A 13699-nucleotide genomic window follows, 5' to 3' on the forward strand; every position below is an offset into this window, starting at 1 on the left:
TTAGTGTCGGAAAAATCGGGCAAGTTGCATGGTCCATTCTGAAGGAATCTGTCGTTTGCATGCTAGCCATTGGCCTGTTCGTTCACCGATGCGAAACAGATCGGGCGTTTTGACAGACCATGCGACTGGCATGGCAGTTGCGACGATCTTCAATTTTTGCCACGAAAGGAGGTGCTCCCATGCCTGTATTCCCTCGAACCGCCCTGCTGGCAGCCTTGTTGTTGCCCATGCTTACGCCTGCCTTGGCCGATACCGCGCAAAACGCCCGCCTCGAAGGTGCGCTGCAAACGGCTCTGGCGCTCAACCGGGTGCTCAACCCGTTCCGTATCGAGGTGGCTGTGGATGGGCCCAACGCCACGCTGTCCGGCGAGGTGGAGAACGAGGTGGAGCGCCAGCTGGCCGAGCATGTCGCTTTGGCGACCCGTGGTATCGAGCAGGTCGACAACCAGCTGCGGGTCAACTCCCAACTCGTCGAGCGCCCGCTGGAACTGCGCGCCTATGCCCAGCGGTTGGAGGACGCGACGCTGGCTGCGGTCATACGCGCCCGACTGCTTTGGAGCACGGTCACCGAGAACGCACCGATCGAAGTGGAGAGCCGTGAGGGCGTGGTGACTTTACGCGGCAAGGTCGACAGCGCCGAGGCCAAGGAGCTTGCCGGCGTACTGGCGCGTACCACCGAAGGGGTGCATCTGGTCAACAACCTCGTCAGCCTGGACAGCGCGGCCATGGCCAAGGCCCGGGAAAAACCCGTGGATGCGCCGACCGGGCCGCAGCCGAGCGATAACTGGATCGTCGACAAGATCCAGGCAAGCTACCGCTTCAGCCGAAACCTCGACGGCCTCAACCTCAAGGTGGCCAGCGAACAAGGCCTGGTGCGCCTTTCAGGCGAGGTGGTCAGCAGTGAGCAGAAAACCATCGCCGTCGAAGTGGCACGCCAGATCATCGGCGTAAGAGGAGTGGACGCGGACCTGTTGAAAGTGGCCAGTAAAGTCGAAGGCTGATCGTGCAAAACGCACGACCTTGAAAAGGCCATCGTGCAGGATACGTGCCCACGAAGGTTTTCCAATTTGCCTAACTCATTGAAATAAAAGGATTTTAAAAGAGTGCCCGGGCTGGCATGCAGGCTGCAACTTCCCTGTCAGGTTCGAATAAAAAACACAGCAGGAGGAGCCGGCATGAATCGCCAATCCGTCAACCGCTCGCAGACCGCCGAACTGCCCTGGCGCCAGTGCCTGTACCTCGGCCTGGCCCTGCTGCTGACGCTCGCCGCTGGCCAGTTCTACTACAGCTGGCAGACCTCACGGCTCGCCGAGCAGGTCGCGGCGCAGACCGCATTGTTGACGCAGTTGCAGTCGACTCGTGCCAACACCCTGGTGAGAGCGGCATCGCCGCTGCCAGCGGAAAAAGTTTCGTCCGACACCCTGGAGAGCGTCGCCATTCAGGAACGCTGGGTGTTCTGACCGGACAGATTTCGAAAAAGAAAGGAGAACCATCATGCTGAGTTGGGCCATCACTTTCCTGATCATTGCCATTGTCGCCGCCGTGCTGGGCTTCGGTGGTATTGCCGGCGCCGCCACGGGTATCGCGAAGATCCTGTTCATCGTCTTCCTGGTCCTGTTCGTGGCTTCCTTCTTCTTCGGACGCGGTAGAGGTTGAGCATGAGCCGGATGCTATGCAACGCCCTGGCTACCGCCCTGCTTCTGGGCGGCAGCGCGGCGGCGATGGCGGCCAATGACGGCCAGGTCCGGGCCAGCCAACTGCTCGGTTCGGACCCCGAATATCGAGAAACCTGGCAGGACACCATAAAAGACGAGGAACGCCTGCCCGATTGGGTGATCAACCTCAGCGGCAGCTCTCAAGAGCAGATGTCGGCCGTTACCGAGAATGGCGACAAGTACCTGGTCGGGCCCTTGTGCGAATCCGAGAGCAACTGCACCTACAAGCGCCTGATAGTGGCGTTCAGTTGGGACATGGATGATGCCTACGGGATGCTCGTTGAAGTGCCCGAAGGCCTGCCTTCGGACAAATCGCCTACCCGCCACGCGCAATACCGTTGGCTGGGTGACCCAGACGAGGGCATGAAAGCCATGCTGCGTGAGCAGCTCAAGCGCGACCCGAAGTGGTACTGACCGAAGGTCGTGGTTTGTAACCAGATAGAAGCTGAACCTTTTTATCTTTCAGGCTTCTATGGTGCGCCGCTCCGAGGAGGGGTGGCGCATGACCAGGGGGCCGGGCTGTTCTGATTGCTTCAGGATCGGAGTGGCCTAGGGGTACAGGGAGTACCTCCGTCATGGGCCGGGTCAGGTAAGGCGGCATCGGAAGTCATGGCCGGCGTGTCAGGCGACACAAGTGCCAGGCCGGACTTCCGAGGCGCCTATATAGGAAAGGGCCGATTGTTTGGCTTTTTCATCCCGAGGCACATTTTGCCTCGACCGTACATCGAAATTTTTTTCCTCAAGGTGCATCGCCGTGCAGCCCTATTCGGCGCCATTCGGATTGTCGAACAAAGCGTCGGAACATCCAAATGACCACTGTCAAATCTGCCGAAAAATGGCGCTTTGGTCTTGTTCGGAAATCCGAACGCAGGAAGCCCAACCCTCTCAGATGCTCGTTTTTGCCTCCGAGCCTCATGCCGATTCGGCATGGGGTAGTCGTTTCCGGCATTAGACTGCCCCTCTTCCCGTCGCAATAGTTGCCGCCTTTTTCGCTGGCCCGAGCGCCCAGACGCTCGCTTGCGGTGACCTTCGATGGCGTCGCCGGACGGAAGCCCAACGTTGCCCAATGTGCTGCCAAAGGCTCTGGGATGCGTTTTTCCGCCTGGCACCCATGACCATTAAAAGAAAGGGTAATGACATGAAGAAGGCAAAACTGAGCCTCGCCTGGCAGATCCTCATCGGACTCGTCCTTGGCGTTGCGATCGGCGCGCTGCTGAACCATTTCAGTGCAGAAAAGGCATGGTGGATCAGTAATGTCCTGCAGCCAGCCGGTGACATCTTCATTCGCCTGATCAAGATGATCGTCGTCCCGATCGTGATTTCGTCGCTGATCGTGGGCATCGCCGGGGTTGGCGACGCGAAGAAACTGGGCAGTATCGGCCTGAAGACCATCGTCTACTTCGAGGTGGTGACCACCATCGCCATCGTCGTCGGCCTGGTACTGGCCAACCTGTTCCATCCGGGTGCCGGCATCGACATGAGCACCCTGGGTACCGTCGACATCTCCAAGTACCAGGCCACCGCGGCCGAAGTGCAGCATGAGCATGCGTTCATCGAGACCCTGTTGAACCTGATTCCGTCCAACATCTTCGCGGCCGTGGCCCGTGGCGAGATGCTGCCGATCATCTTCTTCTCGGTGATGTTCGGTCTGGGTCTGTCGAGCCTGCCGGGCGATTTGCGCGATCCGCTGGTCCGTACCTTCCAGGGCGTGTCGGAGACCATGTTCAAGGTCACCCACATGATCATGAACTATGCCCCGATCGGCGTGTTCGCCCTGATCGCCGTGACCGTCGCCAACTTCGGCTTCGCCTCGCTGTTGCCATTGGCCAAGCTGGTACTGCTGGTGTACTTCGCCATCGCCTTCTTCGCCTTCATGGTGCTGGGCCTGGTGGCGCGCCTGTTCGGCTTCTCGGTCATCAAGATCATGCGCATCATGAAAGACGAGCTGATCCTGGCCTACTCCACCTCCAGCTCGGAAACCGTGCTGCCGCGGGTGATCGAGAAAATGGAAGCCTACGGTGCGCCGAAGTCGATCTGCAGCTTCGTGGTCCCGACCGGTTACTCGTTCAATTTGGACGGTTCGACCCTGTACCAGAGCATCGCGGCCATCTTCATCGCCCAGCTGTACGGTATCGACCTGTCCTGGAGCCAGCAGCTGCTGCTGGTGTTGACCCTGATGGTCACCTCCAAGGGTATCGCCGGTGTACCGGGTGTTTCTTTCGTGGTACTGCTGGCGACCCTGGGCAGCGTGGGCATCCCGCTGGAAGGCCTGGCCTTCATCGCCGGTGTCGACCGCATCATGGACATGGCCCGCACCGCCCTGAACGTGATCGGCAACGCCCTGGCGGCACTGGTGGTCGCCCGCTGGGAAGGCATGTACGACGCTGCCAAGGGCGAGCGCTACTACAGCTCGCTGATGGCCGGTAACAAGCATGAGGCGGTGGTGGCGGCTGGCAAGCCGACCCCAGCGGCCCAGCAGAACCCTTAAAGGCGTTCAGTGTGTTGTGCAAGAAGCCCCGCCTGGTCGGGGCTTTTTGTTGGCTACAGGAAAATCAGTGTTGGCGGTACTGGCCCAATCGCCGGCAAGCCGGCTCCCACCTGTCCAGCGCTGTTTTCAGAGGCTGTGGGAGCCGGCTCGCCGGCGATTGGGCCGGTACAGCCACCCTGCAATTCCGCTATCATTCGGAGCATTTTTCAGGGGGAACACACGGATGCTCAACGGCCTTTGGCTCGGCTTTTTCCTGGTGGCGGCAGTATCCGCCCTGGCCCAATGGTTGGTGGGTGGCAACGCCGGCATCTTCGCCGCGATGGTCGAGAGCATCTTCGCCATGGCCAAGCTCTCGGTGGAGGTCATGGTCCTGCTGTTCGGTACCCTCACCCTCTGGCTGGGCTTTCTGAAGATCGCCGAACAGGCCGGCATCGTCGAATGGCTGGCCAGGATTCTGGGCCCGCTGTTCGCCCGGCTGATGCCCGAAGTGCCGCCTGGCCACCCTGCCCTGGGCCTGATCACCATGAACTTCGCCGCCAATGGCCTGGGCCTGGACAACGCGGCCACGCCCATCGGCCTGAAGGCCATGCGCGCCCTGCAGGACCTCAACCCCAGCAGCACCACGGCGAGCAACGCACAGATCCTGTTCCTGGTGCTCAACGCCTCGTCGCTGACCCTGTTGCCGGTGACCATCTTCATGTATCGCGCCCAGCAAGGCGCCATGGACCCTACCCTGGTGTTCCTGCCGATCCTGCTGGCCACCAGCGCCTCGACCCTGGTGGGCCTGCTGTCGGTGGCGGTAATGCAGCGCCTGCGCCTTTGGGACCCGGTGGTACTGGCCTACCTGGTGCCTGGCGCCCTTTTGCTGGGGGCCTTCATGGCGTTTCTTGGCACCCTCTCGGCGACGGCGCTGGCCAGCCTGTCGTCGATCCTCGGCAACCTGACGCTGTTCGGCGTGATCGTCGTGTTCCTGGTCGTCGGCGCGTTACGGCGGGTCAAGGTCTATGAAGCGTTCGTAGAGGGCGCCAAGGAAGGTTTTGACGTGGCCAAGGGGCTGCTGCCGTACCTCGTCGCCATGCTTTGCGCGGTTGGCGTGCTGCGTGCCTCCGGCGCCCTGGAACTGGCGTTGGACGGTATTCGCCATACCGTCGAATGGATGGGCCTGGATACCCGCTTCGTCGAAGGCCTGCCCACAGCACTGGTCAAGCCGTTCTCCGGCAGCGCGGCGCGCGCCATGCTGATCGAAACCATGCAGACCCACGGTGTCGATAGCTTCCCTGCACTAGTAGCGGCGACCGTACAAGGCAGTACCGAGACCACCTTCTATGTGCTGGCGGTGTATTTCGGCGCAGTGGGCATCCAACGCGTACGCCACGCGGTAGGTTGCGCCCTGCTTGCCGAACTTGCCGGGGTGATTGCGGCGATCTGCGTCTGCTACTGGTTCTTCGCCTGAGCCTGGCTGGCCTGGGCTACCGTCCAGTCCACCAATTGCCCTACCAACCGATCGCTCGCTGCGCCGAAACCGCCGACCACCGCCGAGACCTGCTTGTCGCCCAGCGGCTGGCGCACCTCGAAGCGGTGGCTGGCGAGGATGCGCTGGCTGCGCCCTTGCACCAGGCGTGCGTCATAGCGGATCACCACTTCCACGGCACCGTCGGCACGGTACTCGCTCTGGAAGGCCTGCAGCTCGCCGACCAGCTCGTAGTCGGCTTGCAGGTTGCTGTCATCGGCGCTCAGGCGCTGCACCCGACCGTCGCGCTGGAACCCATCGAGCAGGCGGTTGCGTACCAGCAGCGGTACCGGGTCGCTCCAGCGCGCGCCTTTGTAGCTGCTGATCACATCGCCCTGGGGGATTACCGCGATGCGAGGCCCGGCCAGGGTTTCGCTGGCCAGCGGCTTGTTCAGGCGCAGCGACCAGTCCAACGGCGGGACCGTGCGGCCAGCCTGATTCACCGGCAGGCGGTAGATGTCCACCGGCTCGCTCTGCGGCAGGATCGAACAGGCCGTGGCCAGGCTCAGCGTGGCGGCCAGCGCCAGGAGGCGCAGGGACGGTCTCATGGCTGGAACTCCTTGTTGTTGTCACGGCCCAGCAGGTAGCCGCTCGGGTCTGCTTCCAGGCGGCGGGAGATGCCCTTGAGGGCATTCAAGGTTTCGCGCAGCTCGCGGATGGCCGGGGCCAGCTGGTTCAGGCCTTGAGCGCCGTCGTCGAGGGCTTCGCGGTTGTCCCTGAGCAGGCTGTTAATGGTTGCGGTGCTTTCGGCCAGTGACTGCATGGCCTGTTCGGCGCTGTCGAAGGCCTGCCTGCCCTCGCTGCCGAGCAGCCCGTTGGCGTTGTGCATCAAGGCCTGGGTTTCGGCCAGGGTGGCATTGGCCTGCTTGCCCACTTCGGCCAGTTGCTCGATGGCCTGGCTGATGCCGCCCTTGTTGTCAGCGAAGGTGCCGGTGGTCTGTTCCAGGTTGGCCAGGGTGTTGCTCAGGCGCTCGATGTTGCCTTCGGAGAACATCTGGTTGGCGTTGTGCAGCAGCAGGTTGACGTTGGTCACCAGGTCGCTGCTGTCGCTGAGCAGGCGCGAGATGGGCGATGGCGAGGCCACGATCACCGGAAGCTTGCCGTCCTTGCCCTTGAGCTCCGGGCTTTGCGGTGTGCCGCCGCTGAGCTGGATGAACGCGTTGCCGGTGACCCCGGCGAGGGTCAGCTTGGCCTGGGTGTCTTCCTTGACCGGGGTATCGGCGCTCAGGCGAATGCGCGCCAGTACCCGGCGCGGGTCCTTGGGGTCAAGGCGCAGGGTGCTGACATCGCCGACCTTGATGCCGTTGTATTGCACCGGGCTGCCCCGGGACAGCCCTGAAACGGCCTCATTGAACACCACTTCGTAGTCTTTGAAGGTGTCGTCCACGCTGGACTTGGTCAGCCACAGGCCGAACAGCATGGCACCGGCCACCACCAGGACGGTGACCAGGCCGATCAGGACATGATGAGCTCGGGTTTCCATTGTTCAGCGCTCCTGCCCGGCACTGGCAGCGGCATGCTCGGCCGCCCGCCCGCGTGGGCCGTGAAAGTATTCGTGAATCCAGGCGTCGTCGGTCTGTTCGACCTGGGTCAGGGGGCCGGCCACCAGGACCTTCTTCTGGGACAGCACCGCGACCCGGTCGGTGATGGTATAGAGGGTATCCAGGTCATGGGTGATCAGGAACACCGACAGGCCCAGGGCGTCGCGCAGGGTCAGGATCAGCTGATCGAAGGCCGCTGCGCCGATCGGGTCCAGGCCGGCGGTGGGTTCATCGAGGAACAGGATGTCCGGGTCCAGCGCCAGGGCCCGGGCCAGGGCGGCACGCTTGATCATGCCGCCGGACAGTGACGAGGGGTATTTGTCGGCGGCGGAGATCGGCAGCCCGGCCAGCGCCAGCTTGACCCCAGCCAGGTGCTCGGCGTCGGCACGGGACAGCCCGGCGTGCTCGATCAGCGGCAGGGCCACATTCTCGGTCACGGTCAGCGAGGAGAACAATGCGCCCTTCTGGAACAGCACGCCGAAACGCCGTTCCACTTGCGAGCGTTGTTCATTGTTCAACGTGGCCAGGTCTTGGCCGAAGACCTTGACCTGCCCTTCGTTGGGCCGGCGCAGTCCGATGATGCTGCGTAGCAGTACCGACTTACCGCTGCCGGAACCGCCGACCACGGCGAGAATTTCACCACGGTACAGGTCCAGGTCGAGGTTTTCGTGCACGCTCTGGCTGCCGAAGCGGTTGCAGATGCCTCGGGCCTCGATCACGGCTTCACGTACGCCACTCACCAGCCCATCTCCATGAAGAACAGCGCCGCCACGGCATCGAGCACGATCACCACGAAGATCGACTGGACCACGCTGGAGGTCGTGTGAGCGCCCACCGACTCGGCGCTGCCGGTGACCTTGAAGCCTTCGAGGCAACCGATGGCCGCGATCAGGAAGGCGAAGAACGGCGCCTTGACCAGGCCGACGAGGAAGTGCTGCACGCCGATATCGCTTTGCAGCAGCGAGAGGAACATGGCCGGTGAGATGTCCAGCGACAGGGCGCAGACCACTGCACCCCCGACGATGCCGCAGATCATCGCGACGAATGTCAGCAACGGCAGGGAGATCAGCAAGGCCAGCACCCGAGGGGCCACCAGCAGCTCGATGGGGTTGAGGCCGAGGGTGCGGATGGCGTCGATTTCTTCGTTGGCCTTCATCGAGCCGATCTGCGCGGTAAAGGCGCTGGCGGTGCGCCCGGCCATGAGGATCGCGGTCAGCAGCACGGCGAATTCACGCAGGAAGGAGAAGGCCACCAGGTCGACCGTGAAGATCGTGGCGCCGAAGTCGGCCAGCACCGTGGCGCCGAGGAAGGCCACCACCGCACCCACCAGGAAGGTGAGCAAGGCGACGATGGGCGCGGCGTCCAGGCCGGTCTGCTCGATGTGCGCGACCACCGGCGTGACGCGCCAGCGATGGGGCTGCAGGGCCCGGCGTGCGAGGGTTTCCAGGATCAGGCCGATGAAGCCGAGCAGTTGCCGGGTATCCTGCCAGAGGGTCGCGACCGCGCAGCCGATGCGTTCGAGCAACAGCAGCAGGACGTGGCGCTCGGGCTCCTTGACCGGAATGCAGTAGTCCTGCACCGAGCAGTAGACGTTCTTGAGCAAGGCACGGCTGGCGTCGGGGAGCTCGCCGGTGCAGCGCGAGAGGCGCTCGGAGCCGAGCAGCTCGGCCAGCAGCGAGGCGCCGGCGGTGTCCAGGCGGCCCAGTTGGCTCAGGTCGGCGATGACATCGTCGCCATATTGCGTGCGCAGCTGGTCGCTCTCGCGCTTGAGCTCGGCGTAGTGGGCCAGAGTCCAATCACCGGCAATGCGCAGGCAGGCCGGTTGGCTGCTGGTGTCCAGGGTGGCGCTGGGGGTGGTCATAGGCTCCATGCATCTGACAGGGCGCGAGGCGTCGACTCAGATCATAGCGTAATGGTGCCGCTGGGGATGCGCTGCTGCGCAGAGAACAGGTGGCTAGCGCCGTCCGCTCCCACAGATTTCATTGTGCTGGCGCATCCTCGATGATCTTGAAGCGCAGCACGCCGATCACCTGGCCATCCTCGGTCAGCACCCTCACCTGCCATTTTCCCACGGGGTTGGGCGGGAAGTTCTGCTTGTGGGTCCAGGCCCGGTAGCCCTCCTTGCGCCCACCATGGATATCCAGAGCGATGCGGTCCACCTCTTTGCCGTTCAACTGCCATACGTGGTAGATGCGCTCGTTCAGGCCGCGCGGAGCATTGATCGCGGTGTAGGCGTACAGGCCGCCGCTGCGTATGCGGCTGGCGGGGACTTCATCGAGCGAGTCCCCAGGCTGACGGTTCTGCACTTCGGTGCTGACTGCCACTTCGGTCATCCACAGGGTGGCTGGTGGCACCCAGGAGCGCAGCAGCCAACCGCCGCCCCCCACGGTGAGGGTGACCAGCACCAAGGCCACCGCGCGGCGCCAGTTGTTGATGGGGAAGCTGCTCGCAAGGCTGGGGAACGACAACGCCATAGCGGTGATCAAGGCCAGCTTGAAGCTCTGCGCCGTGGTCAGGTGCAGGATGATCGGCAGGGCGGTCAGCAGCGCAGCGAACAGGGTCAGGGTGTGCAGCGCGAGGAACAGCCAACGCCTGGGCGCCAGCCACTTGTAGTACAGCGGGTCGATGATCGAGATCAGCCCGGCGGCGGCGAGCAGGCCGGTGAATACCATCTGGCTGCTGTTCCAGGTGGTGGTGATGAAGAAGAACGGCAGGACGAAGAACAGGCTCTCCTGGTGGATCATCTGCGTGGCATAGCGCAGCAGCGGTTGCGGGATCTCGCGCTTGAAGACCTTGGTGAACAGGCCTGTAAGGGTGTTCTCCAGCATCAGCCAGATCCAGCTGACCAACATCAGCACGGCGATCCAGCTGGCCAGGCCGGCCTGGCGGTCGACCAGAATGAAGCTGCCGATACCGGACAGGAAACCGGCCAGCGCGATGACGCCGGGGTAGCGCTTGAGCAGCTCGATCACACGGATGACGAAGTGGGGTATTGGGGGCATGGGGGCAACAGAGAGGGCATGAATTAGGGGGCCATACTGGCCCTGACGCGGGACAAGCCCGTTCCTACAGGGGCGATAGGGCCGCAGCTGGCAATATGATGTTGCAAGGATACTGCCAAATCAGGGCTCGCGTGTAGCGTCGCCAGGCTTTGGCGCCGAATGGCGTCGACGTCGCAGCAGGCCGCCGGCCAGAACCAGGCCCAGCAACAGCGCGACCAGCCCGTAGAGCTCGTCATAGCCTAGCAGCGGTTTCTCGATGCGCAGGTAGCCTTGGGACTTGAGCATTTCACGCAGGGCCGCATCCGCCTGCTCGAGGCTGACCTGGCGCAGCTTGCGCGCTGCGTCCAGGAAGCGCCCATCGTTGTAGTTGTTGAGCGCGCTCCAGTAGTAGTCGGCCAGGGCGCTGTTGCCTTGGGTGTTCCAGCTTTCACGGGCAATGGCGGCGTCCTTGATGCGAGCGAAGGTATCCGGGTCCAGGCCGTGTTCGCGCAGGTGCTCGAACAGCTGCTGCAGCACTTTGACTGCGACGTCCACATCCTGGCGCTCAAGGTCTGCGTTGAGCGCGAGCATGCCGGTATCGCCAAAGCTTTCGCGCCGCACCGATGGCCCGTAGGACAGGCCGTGGCGCAAGCGCAGCTGGTCGTAAAGGACCCATTCCAGGTAGCGCGAGAGCACGTCCAGGGTGGCCTCGTGGCCCTCTTCGAGTACCGGCTCGATGAACAGCCAGTGCAGCTTGACGTTGTCACCCAGCCAGCCGCGCGTCAGGTCGCGGCGTTGTTCGGCCTGCTGGCTGACGGACTCAAGGCTCCTGCGCTCGCCCGGCTCGCTCGCCGGCAGCTCGCCGTAGGTGCGCTCCAGGTAGGCCGGCAGCAGGCGGTCGAGGCCTCCGACCACGATCAAGGTCATGTTGTTGGCAGCGTACCAATGCTCGCGCAGGGCCTTGACCTGCTCCAGGGTCATGGCATCGACGTTGGAGCGCTCCGGGCACTTGAGGCCAAGCTCCACGGCCAGCTGGTCGCTGCCGGGGTGGCCGATATCCTGGCGGTCGAGCCAGCGTTGCAGGTGGCCGTAGTGGCCGCCGTCCTCGCGTTCGATGATCTTCTTGGCCGTGGCCAGGGCCTTGGCGTCGATGGGCGTATCGCGGATCACCGCCAGCAGCAAGTCGAGCACCTTGCGCTGGTTACGCGCCGGGGCTTCGATCACGAAGGTGGTGTCGGCGCTGCTGGTGTAGGCGTTCCACTCCCCGCCCAGGGCTTGGATACGCTCCTCCAGGCCGCCCTCGCCCGTGTCGTCGATGCCATTGAACAGCAAGTGTTCGAGCAGGTGCGGCAGCTCTTTCTGGTCGCAGTCGAAATCATCCAGGCCGACGCCCACCACCAGGCGTATCGCCACGTGGTCGCGCTCGTAGCCGGATTTGAGGATCACCTGCAAACCGTTGGGCAACAGGTAGCCCTCTACCCTTGAGCGATCGAGGGCAAGCGAAGGGAGGCTGCAGATCAGCAGGCAAACGAACATCAGGCAACGCATTGGCGAGCGAGGGTCTCCGGTGTGCAAGTTCAGGACAGGCGGGCTTCGTCTGGCACGCTGTCGAGCAGAAGCCCGCCCGTATCCCCGCCGCCCAGTACCACATAGGCACTGCTGCAGAACAAAGAGTTCAATCGCTTCATGTCGGCGATCAGCTCCAAGTGTAGCGAACTGGTCTCGATACTTTGCACCACTTTACGTTGCAGGCGGCTGACATGGGCATGGGCAAGGCGCCGTTCCTGGGCACGAAAACGACGTTTCTCGCGCAGCAGCAGGCGTGCGCTCTCCGGATCGGCGCTGAGGAACACCGACAACCCTAGGCGCAGATTGGCCAACAGTTGCTCCTGAAGGCCGGTCAGCTCTTCCAGGCCGACCTGGGAGAACTCCCTGCGCTGGGACGTCTTCTGCTGCTGGACCTTGCGCAACATGCGCTCGATCAGGTCGCTGGCAAGCTTGAGGTTGATCGCCAGCTCGATGATCTCGGCCCAGCGCCGGTTATCCTGCTCGCTGAGGTCTTCCCGGCTCATCTGCGCCAGGTACAGTTTGATGGCACTGTACAGCGCCTCGGCATCCTCGCCGAGGGCGCGTACCTGCTGCGGCAAGGCGGTCTGGGTGCCGCGCAGGGCGCCGAGCATCGCCTCGAGCAGGCTGTCGACGATATCACCCAGGCGCAGTGTCTCGCGGGCGGCGTTGGCCAGAGCCAGGCTAGGCGTGCCCAAGGCGGTTGCATCCAGATGGCGGGGCCGGATCTGCCCGTTGCCGTTGTCCCGATCGGGCAGCAGCCAGTTGCACAGGCGGCCCATGGGTTTGACCGTGGGCAGCATGATCAGGCAACGCAGGGTGTTGTAGAGCAGGTGGAAGCCGATCACCAGCTCTTGCGGGCTGAGGCTCAACGAGTCCATCCAGTCCACCAGTGGGTGCAGCACCGGGATCACCAGCACCAGGCCGATCAGCTTGTACAGCAGGCTGCCGAGGGCCACCCGGCGCCCGGCGGCGTTCTGCATGCTGGTGGTGAGGAACGCCAGCAGGCCGCTGCCGATGTTGGCACCGACCACCAGACCGATGGCCACCGGCAGGCTGATCACCTCTGCCCCGGCCAAGGTGGCGGTGAGCAGCACGGCAGCCAGGCTGGAATAGGACACCAGGGCGAACAGGGCGCCGATCAGGGCATCGAGCAGGATGTCGCCGGTCAGGGAGGCGAACAGCACGCGTACGCCTTGGGCGTGGGTGATCGGTGCGGCGGCCTGGACGATCAGTTGCAGTGCCAGGATGATCAGGCCCAGGCCAATGCCCACGCGGCCCAGCTGGCCAGCGCGGGTCTGCTTGCGCGACAGGAAGAAGATCACGCCGAGGAAGATCAGCAGCGGTGACAGCCACGAGAGGTCGAACGTCAGCACCCGCGCCATCAGGGCCGTCCCGACGTCGGCACCGAGCATGATCGCCAGGGCCGGGGTCATGACCATCAGGCCCTGGCCGACGAACGAGGTCACCAGCATCGCCGTGGCGTTGCTGCTTTGCACCAGGGCCGTGACCAGGATGCCGGCGATGAAGGCCAGCGGACGCTTGCTCATGTTCTGGCTGAGCACGCGGCGCAGGTTGGAGCCATATACCCGCAGGATGCCGGTACGCACGATGTGCGTGCCCCACACCAGCAAGGCCACGGCGGACAGCAGGTTGAGCAGGGTCAGCATGTTCCAGGCCCCCCTTGTTGCCGATGCCCCAGGCCGGGGCCAATGGTGAAGCCGTGAGCTTGTACCCGGGGGTGGGCGTTTTTATCCAAGGCTCACTCAAGCTTTAGTTGTTTTGCGGACCTGCCGCCAGCTTCGCATGCTCGGCAAGCTTTTGAAACATATCTGTCATGAAAGCGTTGTCATGACCCGGAAACGACAAAGGGCCCCGGAGGGCCCTCTGTTTTGCGC

13 protein-coding genes are annotated in these 13699 nt (G+C 63.5%); 6 read left to right on the forward strand and 7 right to left on the reverse strand.

Annotated features, from left to right (window positions below; all coding sequences use genetic code 11):
• The first annotated feature begins 179 nt into the window (after positions 1–179).
• The 6 genes from AC1MHZ_RS03820 (at position 180) to AC1MHZ_RS03845 (ending at position 5656) form a co-directional block, all read left to right on the forward strand.
• Positions 180–1001 (forward strand): BON domain-containing protein, encoded by an 822-nt coding sequence (locus AC1MHZ_RS03820; protein ID WP_482966024.1) that lies wholly within the window; start codon positions 180–182, stop codon positions 999–1001.
• Positions 1002–1175: 174 nt separating this feature from the next.
• Positions 1176–1460, forward strand: coding sequence for a hypothetical protein (locus tag AC1MHZ_RS03825; protein WP_084855169.1), 285 nt, complete (start codon positions 1176–1178; stop codon positions 1458–1460).
• A 34-nt stretch (positions 1461–1494) separates the two neighbouring features.
• Complete coding sequence (locus AC1MHZ_RS03830) at positions 1495–1656, forward strand: DUF1328 domain-containing protein (RefSeq protein ID WP_003252966.1); 162 nt, start codon at positions 1495–1497, stop codon at positions 1654–1656.
• A 2-nt stretch (positions 1657–1658) separates the two neighbouring features.
• Complete coding sequence (locus AC1MHZ_RS03835; RefSeq protein ID WP_084855168.1) at positions 1659–2129, forward strand: inhibitor of vertebrate lysozyme family protein; 471 nt, start codon at positions 1659–1661, stop codon at positions 2127–2129.
• A 724-nt stretch (positions 2130–2853) separates the two neighbouring features.
• Positions 2854–4203, forward strand: coding sequence for a glutamate/aspartate:proton symporter GltP (gltP, locus tag AC1MHZ_RS03840; RefSeq protein ID WP_084855167.1), 1350 nt, complete (start codon positions 2854–2856; stop codon positions 4201–4203).
• A 223-nt stretch (positions 4204–4426) separates the two neighbouring features.
• Positions 4427–5656, forward strand: coding sequence for a nucleoside recognition domain-containing protein (locus AC1MHZ_RS03845; protein WP_084855166.1), 1230 nt, complete (start codon positions 4427–4429; stop codon positions 5654–5656).
• Here AC1MHZ_RS03845 and AC1MHZ_RS03850 read toward each other — a convergent pair.
• The 7 genes from AC1MHZ_RS03850 to AC1MHZ_RS03880 all read right to left on the reverse strand — a co-directional run bounded on the left by AC1MHZ_RS03850 (position 5638) and on the right by AC1MHZ_RS03880 (position 13471).
• Entirely contained in the window at positions 5638–6261 is a 624-nt protein-coding gene (locus AC1MHZ_RS03850) for an ABC-type transport auxiliary lipoprotein family protein (RefSeq protein WP_084855165.1), read from the reverse strand. The genes AC1MHZ_RS03845 and AC1MHZ_RS03850 overlap by 19 nt on opposite strands.
• Complete coding sequence (locus AC1MHZ_RS03855) at positions 6258–7196, reverse strand: MlaD family protein (protein ID WP_084855164.1); 939 nt, start codon at positions 7194–7196, stop codon at positions 6258–6260. Before AC1MHZ_RS03855 ends, AC1MHZ_RS03850 begins: the two co-directional genes overlap by 4 nt.
• 3 nt (positions 7197–7199) lie before the next feature.
• Complete coding sequence (locus tag AC1MHZ_RS03860) at positions 7200–7994, reverse strand: ABC transporter ATP-binding protein (protein WP_482966025.1); 795 nt, start codon at positions 7992–7994, stop codon at positions 7200–7202.
• Positions 7991–9124 (reverse strand): MlaE family lipid ABC transporter permease subunit, encoded by a 1134-nt coding sequence (locus AC1MHZ_RS03865; RefSeq protein WP_482966026.1) that lies wholly within the window; start codon positions 9122–9124, stop codon positions 7991–7993. Before AC1MHZ_RS03865 ends, AC1MHZ_RS03860 begins: the two co-directional genes overlap by 4 nt.
• Positions 9125–9233: 109 nt before the next feature.
• The gene (locus AC1MHZ_RS03870) at positions 9234–10256 is read right to left on the reverse strand and encodes a DUF5924 family protein (RefSeq protein WP_084855161.1); all 1023 of its coding nucleotides are present in this window, start codon (positions 10254–10256) and stop codon (positions 9234–9236) included.
• Positions 10257–10376: 120 nt separating this feature from the next.
• Complete coding sequence (locus AC1MHZ_RS03875) at positions 10377–11783, reverse strand: M16 family metallopeptidase (RefSeq protein WP_482966027.1); 1407 nt, start codon at positions 11781–11783, stop codon at positions 10377–10379.
• A gap of 29 nt (positions 11784–11812) precedes the next feature.
• Positions 11813–13471 (reverse strand): Na/Pi cotransporter family protein, encoded by a 1659-nt coding sequence (locus AC1MHZ_RS03880; RefSeq protein ID WP_084855159.1) that lies wholly within the window; start codon positions 13469–13471, stop codon positions 11813–11815.
• Positions 13472–13699: the final 228 nt, after the last annotated feature.

The sequence above is a fragment of the Pseudomonas sp. FA-1 genome (assembly GCF_056856075.1).